Genomic DNA, 13,249 nt, shown 5'->3' with positions numbered 1-13,249 from the left:
GGGGCCCGGCGGAGCCGCCCGCGGTACGTGGCTATTCCTGCTTCTCGCCGGAGGCGAAGCGGGAGATGATCAGTGCGACGATGATGATGGCTCCGTTGAGGAACTGGTTCCACAGCGCTGGTACACCCGCCAACGTCATGACGTTCACGACGAGTTGCAGCGTCAGCACACCGGTGAGCGCGCCGAAGATCGAGCCCTTGCCGCCGTTGAGGCTGACTCCGCCGATGACGGTCGCGGCGAAGACCTGGAAGATCCAGCCGCTGCCCTGGGTGGCGGAGATGGAGCCGTAGTGGCCGCTGTAGAGGATGCCGGCGAACGCGGCGAGGACGCTGCCGAGGATGAGGACGATCCACACGATGCGGTCGACGCGGATGCCGGCGGTACGGGCCGCCTCCGGGTTGCCGCCGATCGCGTAGAGCGCCCGGCCGTGGCGCAGCCAGGCCAGCGCGCTGCCGCCGATGGCGAAGAGCACCACGCAGATCCAGATCGCGGCCGGGACACCCAGCCACGACGACTTGCCCAGGTAGGTGAAGGAAGACGGCAGTTCCACGATGGACTGGCCCTCGGAGAGGGCGACCTGGAGTCCGCGCAGCATGGTGAGCATGCCGAGGGTGACGATGAAGCCGTTGAGGCGCAGCTTCAGGATCAGGAAGCCGTTGAGGGCCCCGATCACCACGCCCACCAGCAGACAGAGCGGTACGGCCGTCCACTCGGGGAACATCCCGAGACCCGTGAACCGGGCTCCGCTGGTCGGCAGGACCAGCCACACGGCGATGACGGGCGCCACGCCGATGGTGGACTCCAGGGACAGGTCCATCCGGCCGCAGATCAGGATCAATGCGGTGGCCAGCACCAGCAGGCTGAGCTCGGTGGACTGCTGGGCCACGCCGATGAGGTTGTCGGCGGTCAGGAAGGCCGGCGAGACGATGAACCCGATCAGGCCGAGGACGAGGATCGCCGGGACCAGGGACAGTTCACGGAAGCGCCCGAAGTCGACCCGGCGGCGCGCGGTGTCCGCGGCGGCCGGCTCGGCCTTGCTCACTGCGGGGTCGGTGAGATCTGTGGTGGCGGACATGACTACCTTCCGTGCTCGTCTGTGCCGGTTGAGGCGGGTACGGCGGATGCGGGGGACGCGGTGGCGGGGGCCGTGCCGCCGCTGACGCCCTCGATGGCGGCGACGACGACCTCGTCCTTCCAGCCGCGGTCGAACTCGGCGACCACGCGGCCGTGGAACATGACGACGACCCGGTCACAGACCTTCAGGTCGTCCAGTTCGTCGGAGACGATCAGCGCGGCCTTGCCGCCGTCCGCGACCTGCCGGATGCGGCCCAGGAGGAACTCCTTGGACTTGACGTCCACTCCGTTGGTGGGGCGGATGGCCACCAGGACGTGCGGATCGGTGGCCAGGGCCCGGGCGACGACGACCTTCTGCTGGTTGCCGCCCGAGAGGGCGGAGACCGGGGTGGCGGCTCCCGGCGTCTTGATGTCGAGGTCCCTGATCATGCGTCCGGCGAACGCCTTCGTGCGGGCGGGCAGCACCGTGCCGAACGGACCGAGCTGATCGGTGACGGTGAGCGTCGCGTTCTCCGCCACGCTGCGGTTGTTCACCAGCCCTTGGAGGTGGCGGTCCTCGGGGACCAGACCGACTCCGACGGTGAGCGCGGACGGCACGCTGCCGGTGCGCACGTTCCTGCCGCCCACCGTGATACGGCCTTCCTTGGCGCGGTGCAGACCGGCGATCGTCTCACCCACCTGCACATTGCCGCTGGCGGTGGCGCCGGCGAGCCCGACGACCTCGCCGGAGCGGACCGAGAGGGAGATGTCCTCGCAGACGCCGGGCAGGGTCAGGCCGTCGATCGCCAGCAGTTCCGGGGCGTCCTCCCGCACGACCGGAGAACCCCCGGCAGCGGTGATCGTGGAGGCCGACTCGCCGGTCATGGCCTCCACCAGTGCCTGGTGACCGAGTTCGGCGACGGGCGCGGTCAGGATGTGGGCCGCGTCACGGTAGACGGTGACGGTGGTGCAGAGGTCGTACACCTCTTGCAGGTGGTGCGAGATGAAGAGGAAGGCGACGCCCTGCCGTTGGAGGTCGCGGAGCTTGCCGAAGAGGCGGTTGATGCCGCGGGCGTCGAGTTTTGCGGTCGGCTCGTCGAGGATGATGAAGCGTGCACCGAACGACAGGGCCCGTGCGATCTCGACGAACTGCCGTTGCTCGACGGTGAGGTCCTTGGCCCGCGCGGTCGCGTCGACGGCCACGCCGTACTCGCCGAGCAGTTCCTCGGCACGCCGGCGCAGTTGCTTCCAGCGGATGGGCTGCACCGCGCCGGCACTCTGCCGGTTCAGGAAGAGGTTCTCGGCGACGGTCAGGTCACCGATGACGGTGGAGTGCTGGTAGACGCATGCCACGCGGGAGCGCCAGGCGTCGATGTCACCGAAGGCGGGTGCCGGCTCGCCGGAGAAGCGCAGCGTGCCGGTGTCGGGTTGCTGGAGGCCGGTGAGGATGGACACGAGTGTCGACTTGCCGGCGCCGTTGCGTCCGACCAGGGCGTGCGCCTCGCCGGGGGCGACGGTGATACGGGCGTCGCGCAGTGCGACGGTCGCGCCGAATCGTTTGCTGATACCGGTCGCCTCGGCCACAGGGGCCGGAGTGCCGGGGCCGGTCGCCGGGGCGGTCGCGGTGTCCGCCATGGTGGATACCGTCCTTCGTGTACGGAGGCTGGAGCCGAGGGGTGCGGGAGGCTGCCCGCGTCGGGGGGCGGGAGGCTGTGCGTCCCCCGACGCGGCGGGCGGGGAGCGCCGGTCATCCGCCGACGTTGTTGCCCCAAAGGGTCTTGTCGTCGACGTTGTCCTTGGTGACCAGAGGGGCGGGCAGCTGGTCTTCGAGGCCGTTGGGCAGCTTGATGATGGTGGAGTCGTGGTCGGTCTTGCCCGCCTTGAAGGTCTTGCCCTCGGCCGCCGCCTTGGCGTAGTACAGCGCGTACTTGGCGTAGAGGTCGGCGGGCTGGGAGACGGTGGCGTCGATCTGGCCCTTGCGGATGGCCTCGAACTCCTGCGGGATGCCGTCGTTGGAGATGATCGAGATGTGCCCCTTCTGGCCGGCCGGCTTGAGCAGGCCCTTCTGCTCCAGCAGCGCCAGGGTCGGCTGCAGGAAGACACCGCCCGCCTGCATGTAGATGCCGTTCAGATCCGGGTGCTGGGCGAGCAGCGACTGAAGCTTGGCCGAGGCCACGTCGCCCTTCCAGTCGGTGGGCAGCTCGAACACCTTGATCTTCGGGAACTTGGTCTTCATGCACTCCGCGAAAGCCTCGGAGCGGTCGCGCCCGTTGATCGAGTCCAGGGCACCCTGGAACTCGGCGACCTTGCCCTTCCCGCCCAGCTGCTTGCCGAGGAACTCGCAGGCCTTGGTGCCGTACGCCCGGTTGTCGGCGCGCACGACCATGTAGACGTCGCCCTTGTCGGGCCGGGTGTCGACGCTGACCACCGGGATCTTCTTCGACGCGAGGGTGTCGAGGGTGGAGGCGATGGCCCCGGTGTCCTGCGGAGCCATGACCACGGCCTTGGCCCCGGTGTTCTGGAACACCTGCACGTTGGCGACGAGCTTGGTGACGTCGTTCTGCGAGTTGCTGATCGGCAGCGCTTTGATGCCGTCGGACTTGACGCCCTTCTCGATGTACTGCGCGTAGGAGTTCCAGAAGTCGGAGTCGGAGCGCGGCAGGTCGATCCCGATGGCGGGCTTGTCACCGCCGGAGGCGGCCGAGCCGGTGCTTTCGCGGTTGCACGCGGTGGCGAGTGTCAGCACCGCGAGAACAGCGGTGGCGGCTGCGGCGGTGGAGCGGGTGCGAGCGAGGTTCATGGCCGTGTTCTCTCCTTAGCCAGGGGCACTGGGGCCGCAGGGCGACGGTGGGGAGGGCGTACCTGCCTGCGGGGGAGGGGCGAGGTCGCCGGACGGGCAGTTGCCGATCCGGCGTGGAGGTGCGCGGATCATGCCCTGTGGGGTGGGTGTGAGGGTCAGCCGGGGACCGGGAGATGCGGAGGCGGAGCGACCGCACGGATGCGAGCCGAATGGGCGTACAGGACCGTGCAGCCATTCCTCCGATGTATACCGGACGTCGAGGACCGTACGACGGCGTTGCCGACGTTGACAAGGGTTCGCCGCCACAGATGTGCGGGACATCACGCCGTAGTGAGCGAAGACACTGTTCCGGCCGGGCCGCTTCCCACTGACACCCTTCGCGACCTGCACAGTTTCGACCTTGTGCGTGACGGGCGGGGCGCTGCGGAAGCTCACGATTCGACAACGGAGCCACCTGGGCCGGCGGAAGCGGGGCCGGGGGAGTGCCCGGAGGACCCGTATACGCCTGGGGTGGTCCGTCGTGTGCCTGCCGGTGTCGTTCTCACCAGTGGAGGTGACCTCGCGGCTCACCTCGGATTCATCGGATGGCGGCTCGCGTGTCGACCTCGTGGCCCGGGGCGACCATGGTGAATCTGCACTTGTGCGGGCCTGACTGGCAACGTCGAGAAAATACATCCGAGGAATCCGTTGCCAGGCGCGATGTCCGCATCTAGGGTCACTGTGCCGCCATACATCCGATGACTACAGAGGTGGATGAGCGGAGCCCGTCAGGGCAGGCCCGGCCCGGCGCACCGCAGGCGGCTCAGCCCTACGGCGACCCACACTCAGACGAAACCCCGCACGGCAAGGGAGCCCCCAGTGAAACTGCTACGAGTCGGCGCCCCCGGCGAGGAACGACCCGCGGTCCGCACCGACGACGGCCGGCTGCTGGACCTCTCCTCGGTGACCCGGGACATCGACGGCGACTTCCTCGCCTCCGGGGGAGTGGACCGGGCCCGCGCGGCCGTCGTGGCGGGCGGACTGCCCGAGCTCGACACCGACGGCCTGCGGATCGGCGCCCCCCTCGTCCGTCCCGGCAAGATCATCTGCGTCGGGCTGAACTACCGCGACCACGCCGCCGAGACCGGCGCCGCGATCCCGCCCCGCCCGGTGGTCTTCATGAAGGACCCGGGCACGGTCGTCGGCCCGTACGACGAGGTGCTGATCCCCCGAGGCTCGGTCAAGACCGACTGGGAGGTCGAGCTGGCGGTCGTCATCGGACGGCGGGCTCGTTACCTCGACGGACCCGAGGCCGCGCGGGCCGTGATCGCCGGCTATGCGATCAGCCATGACGTCTCGGAGCGCGAGTTCCAGCTGGAGTACTCCCCGCAGTGGGACCTGGGCAAGTCCTGCGAGACCTTCAACCCGCTCGGCCCGTGGCTGGTCACCGCCGACGAGGTCGGCGACCCGCAGGACCTCGGCCTGCACCTCAGCGTCAACGGGGTGAAGCGGCAGGACGGCCGCACCGGCGACATGATCTTCCCGGTCGACCACATCGTGTCGTACCTGAGCCAGTACATGGTCCTGGAACCGGGTGACGTGATCAACACCGGTACGCCCGCGGGCGTGGCTCTAGGACTCCCCGGCACTCCCTTCCTGCGCCCCGGCGACACCGTCGAGCTTTCCGTCGACGGCCTCGGCAGCCAGCGCCAGACCTTCACCCAAGCGTGAAAGGCAGGACCACCTTGACTACGACCTCCGCCCGGATCACCGCCGTCGACACCTACGACATCCGCTTCCCCACCTCGCGGGAACTGGACGGCTCCGACGCGATGAACCCGGACCCCGACTACTCCGCCGCCTATCTCGTGCTGCGCACGGACGCGGTCGACGGGCACGAGGGCCACGGCTTCACCTTCACCATCGGACGAGGCAACGACGTCCAGGTCGCCGCGATCGGTGCCCTGCGGCCCCACCTCGTGGGCCGCTCCGTGGAGGAGCTGTGCGCCGACCCGGGCTCGATCAGCCGTGACCTGATCGGAGACAGCCAGCTGCGCTGGCTGGGCCCCGAGAAGGGCGTGATGCACATGGCCATCGGCGCGGTCGTCAACGCCGTGTGGGACCTGGCCGCCAAGCGCGCCGGGCAGCCCCTGTGGCGACTGCTCGCCCACGCCGACCCCGAGTGGCTGGTCTCCCAGGTCGACTTCCGCTACATCGCCGACGCCCTCACCCCCGAGGACGCCCTCCAGCTGCTGCGCGAGGGCCGCACCGGGCTCGCGGAGCGAGAGAGTCTCCTGCTGGAGCGCGGCTACCCCGGTTACACCACCTCTCCGGGCTGGCTCGGCTACTCCGACGAGAAGCTCACCCGGCTGGCCAAGCAGGCCGTCGCCGACGGCTTCACCCAGATCAAGCTCAAGGTGGGCGCCGACCTCGCCGACGACATCCGCCGCATGCGCACCGCCCGCGCCGCCGTCGGCGAGAAGATCCGCATCGCCATCGACGCCAACCAGCGCTGGAACGTCGGGGAGGCGGTCGAGTGGACCAACGCGCTCGCCGAGTTCGACCCGTACTGGATCGAGGAGCCCACCAGCCCCGACGACGTCCTGGGCCACGCCGCCGTCCGCCGGGGCGTCGCCCCCGTGAAGGTCGCCACCGGCGAACACGTGCAGAACCGCATCATCTTCAAGCAACTCCTCCAGGCCGATGCCATCGACGTGCTCCAGATCGACGCGGCCCGGGTCGCAGGGGTCAACGAGAACCTCGCGATCCTGCTGCTCGCCGCGAAGTTCGGGGTGCCGGTCTGCCCGCACGCCGGCGGAGTGGGCCTGTGCGAGCTGGTGCAGCACCTGTCGATGTTCGACTACCTGGCGCTGTCCGGCACGACCGAGAATCGCGTCATCGAGTTCGTCGACCACCTCCATGAGCACTTCACCGCGCCCGTGGTGATGCGCGACGGTCACTACACGGCGCCGCTGACCCCGGGCTTCTCCGCCACCATGCACCCCGCGTCCCTTGCCGAATACCGCTACCCGGACGGCGCCTTCTGGGCCGCCGACCTCGCTGGACCGGAGGACGTGGCATGAGCGGTCTGTCAGGGCTCAAAGCCGTCGTCACCGGGGGCGCGTCCGGCATCGGGCTCGCCACGGCCCGCGCACTGGCGGCCCAGGGCGCGGCGGTCGCCGTGCTCGACCTCGACCCGGGCGGCGTCAGCGAACCGCTGCTCGGCCTCCAGGCCGACGTCAGCGACGACGCCTCCGTGCGCGCCGCCGTGGGCACGGCGGCCGATCGGCTCGGCGGCATCGACATCCTGGTCAACAACGCGGGCATCGGCGCGGCGGGCACCGTCGAGGACAACTCCGACGAGCAGTGGCACCGGGTCCTGGACGTCAACGTCCTCGGCATCGTCCGCACCACCCGTGCCGCCCTGCCCCACCTGCGCCGCGCTGCCACTGCCCGTCCGGGCACTGCGTCCGTCGTCAACACCTGCTCCATCGCGGCCACCGCCGGACTGCCGCAGCGGGCCCTGTACTCCGCCAGCAAGGGCGCCGTGCTGTCGCTGACCCTGGCCATGGCCGCCGACCACGTCCGCGAGGGCATCCGCGTCAACTGCGTCAACCCCGGCACCGCAGACACTCCCTGGGTGGCCCGGCTGCTGGACGCGGCCGACGATCCCGAGGCGGAGCGCGCCGCCCTCAACGCCCGCCAGCCCATGGGACGCCTGGTCACCGCCGACGAGGTCGCCGCCGCCATCGTCTACCTGGCGAGTCCGGCCGCGGCGTCCGTCACCGGCACCGCGCTCGCGGTGGACGGCGGCATGCAGGGACTGCGACTGCGCCCGGTGGACCGGTCGTGAGGACCACCACGCTGGGCGGCGGCACGGTACCGGTCTCGGAACTGGCGCTGGGCTGTGCCGCCCTCGGCAACCTCTTCCACCCCGTCACCGACGAGGCCGCCCACGCCACGGTGGAGGCGGCCTGGGACGCCGGCATCCGCACCTTCGACAGCGCGCCCCACTACGGTCTCGGCCTGTCGGAACGGCGGCTCGGCGCCGCGCTGCGCGACCGCCCCCGTGACACCTACACGCTCTCCACCAAGGTGGGACGGCTTCTCGTACCGGACCCGGACGGCAGTGCCGGCGACGACCTCGCCCACGGCTTCGCCGTCCCGGCCACCCACCGCCGCGTCTGGGACTTCAGCGCCGACGGAGTGCTGCGCTCCCTGGAGGCCAGCCTGGAACGCCTCGGCCTCGACCGGATCGACATCGCCCTGCTCCACGACCCCGACGACCACGCCGACCAGGCGCTGCGCGAGGCGTACCCGGCGCTGGAGCGGCTGCGCGCCGAAGGCGTGGTCGGGGCGATCGGAGTCGGGATGAACCAGTCCGCGCTGCCCGCCCGGTTCGTGCGCGAGACCGACATCGACGTGGTGCTGCTGGCCGGCCGCTACACCCTCCTGGAACAGGACTCGCTCACCGAACTGCTCCCGGAGGCAGCTGCCCGCCGCCGCAGCGTGGTCATCGGCGGGGTGTTCAACTCCGGGTTGCTGACGGCCCCCCGGCCCGGCGCCACGTACGACTACGCACCCGCTCCGCAGCCGGTCCTCGACCGGGCGCTGCGGCTCCTCGCGGTCTGCGAACGCCATGGCGTGCCGCTGCGGGCCGCCGCGCTGCGCTTCCCGTTCGGCCACTCCGCGGTCAACAGCGTCCTGACCGGCGCGCGCACCCCTCAGGAGGTACGCGACACGGTGGAGCAGCTGCGGCGCCCGATTCCGGACGCCCTGTGGGAGGAACTGCGCGCCGAGGGCCTGCTGGATGCGGACACCCCCGTCCCCGTAACCGCACAGGCCGGCGAAGCCGCGCCGACCGGGGAAGCCATGCCGTCGAAGGAGCCGTCATGAGGGTCGCCCTGCACACCAAGGTCCGCGCCGACCGCATCGAGGAGTACGAGGCCGCGCACCGGGAGGTGCCCGAGGAACTCACCGCCGCCATCCGCGCCGCGGGAGTGCGGGAATGGACGATCTGGCGCAGCGGCACGGACCTGTTCCATGTGCTGGAGGTCGAGGACTACCCGGCGATGATCGCCGCACTCGACAAGTTGCCTGTCAACATCGCCTGGCAGGCCCGGATGGCCGACCTGCTCGACGTCGTCCACGACTACTCCGCGCAGGGCGCGGACGCCTCACTGCCGGTGGTGTGGGAACTGTGACCGCAGCGCAAACCGTGCCCGGCGTCGTGGACGCCCACCACCATGTGTGGGACCTGTCCGTCCGCGACCAGGACTGGATCAGCGGAGACGAACTCGCCCCGCTGCGACGCGACTTCACCCTCGCCGATCTGGCTCGGGAGGCCCGCGCGGCCGGGGTCACGGCCACCGTGCTGGTGCAGACGATCACCGTGCCGGAGGAGACCCCGGAGTTCCTGGCCCTGGCCGCCGACAGCGACCTGGTCGCCGGGGTCGTCGGCTGGACCGACCTGACCGCCCCCGACATCGCGGAGACCCTCGCGGGGCTGCGGGCGGGTCCGGGAGGGGAGTACCTGGTGGGCATCCGCCACCAGGTGCAGGGCGAGCCGGATCCGCGCTGGCTCGTACGCCCCGACGTCCTGCGCGGTCTGTCCGCCGTCGCCGAAGCGGGACTCGTCTACGACCTGGTGGTGAAGCCCCACCAACTCGCGGCGGCCGTCGAGGCCGCGGAGCGCCTGCCAGACCTCACCTTCGTCCTCGACCACCTCGGCAAGCCGCCCATCGCGTCCGGCGAACTCACCCCCTGGTCGCAGCAGATCCGGCGCCTCGCCGCCCTCCCCAACACCGTCTGCAAACTCTCCGGCATGGTCACCGAAGCCGACTGGGACTCGTGGACCATCGCGGCCCTCACGCCGTACGCCGACACCGTGCTCGACGCCTTCGGCCCCGCGCGGCTGATGTTCGGCTCCGACTGGCCCGTCTGCCGGCTCGCCGCCACGTACGCCGAAGTGGTCGCCGTCGCACGGGAGCTGACGGCCGGGCTCGGCCCCGCCGAGCGTCACGACGTCTTCACCGGAACGGCCATGCGGACCTACGACCTGCGCGTCACCGCACCCCCGGGCCCGCCCCCGCCCCAGGAAACCCCATGCGCATAGCCCTCTTCATCACCTGCTTCAACGACACGATGTTCCCCCGCACCGGTCGGGCGGTGACCGCACTGCTGGAGCGCCTCGGCCACACGGTGGAGTTCCCGCAGGGCCAGACCTGCTGCGGTCAGATGCACTTCAACACCGGCTACCGTCCCGAGACGCTGCCCATGGTGCGCCGCTTCGCCGAGGTCTTCGCAGGCTACGACGCCGTCGTCGCCCCCTCCGGGTCCTGCGCAGGCATGGTGCGCGACCACCACCGTGTGGTGGCCGCCCAGTACGGCGACGCCGCGCTCGCCGAGGCGGTCGAGCACGTGGTCCCGACGGTGTACGAGCTGTCGGAACTCCTCGTCGACGTCCTCGGCGTCACCGACGTCGGCGCGTACTTCCCCCACCGCGTCACCTACCACCCGACCTGCCACTCGCTGCGCATGCTGCGCGTCGGCGACCGGCCGCTGAAGCTGCTGCGCGCCGTGAAGGGCATCGACCTCGTCGAACTGCCCGCCGCCGAGTCCTGCTGCGGCTTCGGCGGCACCTTCGCCCTGAAGAACGCGGAAGTCTCCAACGCGATGCTGGCCGACAAGATGCGCCATGTGCAGGACACCGGCGCGGAGTTCCTGTGCGCGGGCGACAACTCCTGTCTCACCCACATCGGCGGCGGCCTGTCCCGGCTGCGTACCGGTGTCGGCACGATGCACCTGGCCGAGATCCTGGCCTCCACGGAAGGGGACGTGCGGTGAGCGGCGCCGACAACGTCGTATGGCTGGGCACCCCCGCCTTCCCCGAGGCGGCGCGCACCGCGCTCGCCGACACCCGGCTGCGGGCGAACCTGCGCCGCGCGACCGGCACCATCCGGGACAAACGGCTGGCGGTCGCCGCCGAACTGGAGGACTGGGAGGAACTGCGGGAGGCAGCCGCGACGATCAAGCGTCGCACCCTCCGCCATCTCGACCACCATCTCCTGCGCATGGAGAAGGCGGTGACCGCCGCGGGGGGAGTGGTTCACTGGGCGTCGGACGCCGCCGACGCCAACCGCATCGTGACCGCCCTGGTGAAGGCGACCGGCGAGGACGAGGTCGTCAAGGTCAAGTCGATGGCGACCCAGGAGATCGGCCTCAACGAGGCGCTCGCGGACGCGGGCATCCGCGCCTACGAGACCGATCTCGCGGAACTCATCGTGCAGCTGGGCGGCGATCGCCCGTCGCACATCCTCGTGCCCGCCATCCACCGGGGCCGCTCCGAGATCCGGGAGATCTTCCGCCGGGAGATGGGGGAGTGGGGCAGGCCCGCTCCCGAGGACCTCAGCGACGAGCCCCGCGATCTCGCCGAGGCGGCCCGGCTCCACCTGCGGGAGAAGTTCCTGCGCGCCAAGGTCGCCGTCTCCGGCGCCAACTTCGCGGCCGCCGACACCGGCACCGTGGCGGTGGTGGAGTCGGAGGGCAACGGGCGGATGTGCCTGACCCTGCCGGAGACCCTGATCACCGTCATGGGCATCGAGAAGGTCCTGCCCACCTTCGCCGACCTGGACGTCTTCCTCCAACTCCTGCCCCGCTCGTCGACCGGTGAGCGGATGAACCCGTACACCTCGCTGTGGACCGGTGTCACCGAGGGCGACGGCCCCCGGAACTTCCACCTGGTGCTGCTCGACAACGGCCGTACCGCCACGCTCGCCGACGAGGTGGGCCGCCAGGCCCTCGCCTGCATCCGGTGTTCGGCGTGCCTCAATGTCTGCCCGGTGTACGAGCGCACGGGTGGCCATGCCTACGGTTCGGTCTACCCCGGTCCGATCGGCGCCGTCCTGACCCCGCAGCTGGCCGGCATCGAGAACGCGGCCTCGCTGCCCTTCGCCTCGACCCTGTGCGGCGCCTGTTACGACGCCTGCCCCGTGAAGATCAACATTCCCGAGGTGCTGGTCCACCTGCGCGCCGAGGCCGTGGAGGCCAAACGCCGGGACCGACTGCTGCCCACATCCGAGGCACTCGCCATGAAGGCCGCCGGTGCCGTCCTGGGCTCACCACGCCGGCTGGCCACCGTACAGCGGCTGGCCGCCACCGGAGCCCGGCTGCTGGCCCGTGACGGCCGGATCGGCGCCCTGCCCGGTCCGTTCGCCCGCTGGTCCGGTACCCGGGACACCCCGGCGCCTGCCCGCGAGTCCCTGCGCGCCTGGTGGCGCCGCACGCGACCAGCCGGCAGCGAAGGCGGTAGTACGACAGCGGAGGGAAAGGGACGACGATGAACGGCCGCCAGACCGTCCTGAGCGCGATTCGGGGAGCACTGTCCGGCGTGCCGGATTCCGAGCGCCCTGACGAGGTACCGACCTCGCACGGTCGCCGCGCCGATCACATGGGACCGGACGTCGTCGGCCTGTTCGTCGAGCGTGCCGCTGAGTACCGCGCCACGGTGGTCCGTGTTCCGCCGTCCGGTGCCGCGGCGGCCGTCGGTCATGCGCTGGCCCGAACCGGAGCACGGTCCCTGGTGGTTCCTCCCGGGCTTCCTGAAAACCTGGTTCCGGAGGGGGAGTGGTCGCTGCTGGCGGATGTCCCGCCGCTGACCGTCGGACAACTCGACGCGGCGGACGCAGTGGTCACCACCGTCGCCGCCGCCATCGCGGTCACCGGCACCGTGACCCTCGACCACGGTCCGGGCCAGGGACGGCGGGCCCTGACCCTGCTTCCGGATCAGCACATCTGCGTGGTCCGGGCGGACCAGATCGCTCCCGACGTACCCGAGGCATGGGGCCTGCTCGACCACTGCCGTCCGCTGACTCTCATCTCGGGTCCCTCGGCCACCAGCGACATCGAACTGGACCGTGTCGAGGGCGTCCACGGGCCCAGGATCCTCGACATCGTCGTGGTGGGGGACACGTAGCCGAGGGCACCGAGACCGTCCGCCTTTGCAGCGTGGCCCGGTGGCCGCGCTGTGAAGCCGTGCTCTTTTCCACCTCTGACCAGACCTCGCGTAGTTGGAGTGCCGCAGCAAGTAACCGGGGAAGTTCACCGACTCGAAGGAGACGGTGCCGGAGCCCGCCAGGCCGGGCCTCAGCCGGAACTGGGCGTCCGGGCCGGTGATGTTCTGGTCGATACGCACGTCGAAGTTGGCGTGCCGCACGTACCGAATCCTGAAAGCTGAACGACTGGAGCCGGTTGGCGGTCGTGTTGGGCCAGCGCGCGAGTACACGGCTCTCCTCGGCGGCCGTCAGGTTCAGGATCGAACCGTGACGCTTCTTCGTGCCGCCCAGGTTGTAGCTTCCCGACGCCGGCAGCCGGTAGGTGCCGGGGCTGGACGGGTTGGTCGTCAGGACCGGCATGTAA

The 13,249-nt window shown here is 70.6% G+C and carries 12 protein-coding genes and 1 pseudogene; 9 read left to right on the top strand and 4 right to left on the bottom strand.

Annotated features, from left to right (window positions below; translation table 11 throughout):
* Positions 1–31: 31 nt before the first annotated feature.
* The 3 genes from AOQ53_RS30930 to AOQ53_RS30920 form a co-directional block, all read right to left on the bottom strand.
* On the bottom strand, positions 32–1,075 hold the full coding sequence (locus AOQ53_RS30930) for an ABC transporter permease (RefSeq protein ID WP_059422279.1): 1,044 nt from the start codon (positions 1,073–1,075) through the stop codon (positions 32–34).
* 2 nt (positions 1,076–1,077) lie between these two features.
* Positions 1,078–2,688 (bottom strand): sugar ABC transporter ATP-binding protein, encoded by a 1,611-nt coding sequence (locus AOQ53_RS30925; RefSeq protein ID WP_059422277.1) that lies wholly within the window; start codon positions 2,686–2,688, stop codon positions 1,078–1,080.
* Positions 2,689–2,800: 112 nt separating this feature from the next.
* Positions 2,801–3,853 (bottom strand): sugar ABC transporter substrate-binding protein, encoded by a 1,053-nt coding sequence (locus AOQ53_RS30920; RefSeq protein ID WP_059422275.1) that lies wholly within the window; start codon positions 3,851–3,853, stop codon positions 2,801–2,803.
* Between the two features lie 858 nt (positions 3,854–4,711).
* Between AOQ53_RS30920 and AOQ53_RS30915 the strand changes: the two genes are divergently transcribed.
* Genes AOQ53_RS30915 through AOQ53_RS30875 form a run of 9 tightly spaced genes read left to right on the top strand, consistent with a single transcriptional unit; the run spans position 4,712 to position 12,806 of the window.
* Positions 4,712–5,563 (top strand): fumarylacetoacetate hydrolase family protein, encoded by an 852-nt coding sequence (locus AOQ53_RS30915; RefSeq protein ID WP_059422273.1) that lies wholly within the window; start codon positions 4,712–4,714, stop codon positions 5,561–5,563.
* A 14-nt stretch (positions 5,564–5,577) separates the two neighbouring features.
* Entirely contained in the window at positions 5,578–6,915 is a 1,338-nt protein-coding gene (locus AOQ53_RS30910) for an L-fuconate dehydratase (RefSeq protein ID WP_059422270.1), read from the top strand.
* The gene (locus AOQ53_RS30905; RefSeq protein WP_059422268.1) at positions 6,912–7,685 is read left to right on the top strand and encodes an SDR family NAD(P)-dependent oxidoreductase; all 774 of its coding nucleotides are present in this window, start codon (positions 6,912–6,914) and stop codon (positions 7,683–7,685) included. Before AOQ53_RS30910 ends, AOQ53_RS30905 begins: the two co-directional genes overlap by 4 nt.
* Positions 7,682–8,728: an aldo/keto reductase gene (locus AOQ53_RS30900; RefSeq protein WP_059422265.1), complete on the top strand. Its 1,047-nt coding sequence runs from the start codon at positions 7,682–7,684 to the stop codon at positions 8,726–8,728. The genes AOQ53_RS30905 and AOQ53_RS30900 overlap by 4 nt, the downstream gene beginning before the upstream one ends.
* Positions 8,725–9,036 (top strand): L-rhamnose mutarotase, encoded by a 312-nt coding sequence (locus AOQ53_RS30895; RefSeq protein WP_059422263.1) that lies wholly within the window; start codon positions 8,725–8,727, stop codon positions 9,034–9,036. The genes AOQ53_RS30900 and AOQ53_RS30895 overlap by 4 nt, the downstream gene beginning before the upstream one ends.
* Positions 9,033–9,947 (top strand): amidohydrolase family protein, encoded by a 915-nt coding sequence (locus tag AOQ53_RS30890; protein WP_059422262.1) that lies wholly within the window; start codon positions 9,033–9,035, stop codon positions 9,945–9,947. Before AOQ53_RS30895 ends, AOQ53_RS30890 begins: the two co-directional genes overlap by 4 nt.
* Positions 9,938–10,678: a (Fe-S)-binding protein gene (locus AOQ53_RS30885; RefSeq protein WP_059422261.1), complete on the top strand. Its 741-nt coding sequence runs from the start codon at positions 9,938–9,940 to the stop codon at positions 10,676–10,678. The genes AOQ53_RS30890 and AOQ53_RS30885 overlap by 10 nt, the downstream gene beginning before the upstream one ends.
* On the top strand, positions 10,675–12,174 hold the full coding sequence (locus AOQ53_RS30880) for a LutB/LldF family L-lactate oxidation iron-sulfur protein (RefSeq protein WP_059422260.1): 1,500 nt from the start codon (positions 10,675–10,677) through the stop codon (positions 12,172–12,174). Before AOQ53_RS30885 ends, AOQ53_RS30880 begins: the two co-directional genes overlap by 4 nt.
* The gene (locus tag AOQ53_RS30875; RefSeq protein ID WP_059422259.1) at positions 12,171–12,806 is read left to right on the top strand and encodes a LutC/YkgG family protein; all 636 of its coding nucleotides are present in this window, start codon (positions 12,171–12,173) and stop codon (positions 12,804–12,806) included. The genes AOQ53_RS30880 and AOQ53_RS30875 overlap by 4 nt, the downstream gene beginning before the upstream one ends.
* A gap of 90 nt (positions 12,807–12,896) precedes the next feature.
* Here AOQ53_RS30875 and AOQ53_RS46745 read toward each other — a convergent pair.
* Positions 12,897–13,249 (bottom strand): annotated as a pseudogene (locus tag AOQ53_RS46745) (AbfB domain-containing protein); the annotation flags it as partial.

The sequence above is a fragment of the Streptomyces azureus genome (genome assembly GCF_001270025.1).
Classification (GTDB): Bacteria; Actinomycetota; Actinomycetes; order Streptomycetales; family Streptomycetaceae; genus Streptomyces; species Streptomyces azureus.
The sequence above is the reverse complement of the archived record's forward strand: the minus strand, read 5'-3'. Positions and strand labels throughout refer to the sequence as shown.

Excerpts from the sequence above, each read along its gene's own strand:
- AOQ53_RS30895 (WP_059422263.1), top strand. The coding sequence starts at position 8,725 with ATGAGGGTCGCCCTGCACACCAAGGTCCGCGCCGACCGCATCGAGGAG.
- AOQ53_RS30905 (WP_059422268.1), top strand. The coding sequence starts at position 6,912 with ATGAGCGGTCTGTCAGGGCTCAAAGCCGTCGTCACCGGGGGCGCGTCC.
- AOQ53_RS30875 (WP_059422259.1), top strand. The coding sequence starts at position 12,171 with ATGAACGGCCGCCAGACCGTCCTGAGCGCGATTCGGGGAGCACTGTCC.
- AOQ53_RS30885 (WP_059422261.1), top strand. The coding sequence starts at position 9,938 with ATGCGCATAGCCCTCTTCATCACCTGCTTCAACGACACGATGTTCCCC.
- AOQ53_RS30920 (WP_059422275.1), bottom strand. The coding sequence starts at position 3,853 with ATGAACCTCGCTCGCACCCGCTCCACCGCCGCAGCCGCCACCGCTGTT.
- AOQ53_RS30925 (WP_059422277.1), bottom strand. The coding sequence starts at position 2,688 with ATGGCGGACACCGCGACCGCCCCGGCGACCGGCCCCGGCACTCCGGCC.
- AOQ53_RS30930 (WP_059422279.1), bottom strand. The coding sequence starts at position 1,075 with ATGTCCGCCACCACAGATCTCACCGACCCCGCAGTGAGCAAGGCCGAG.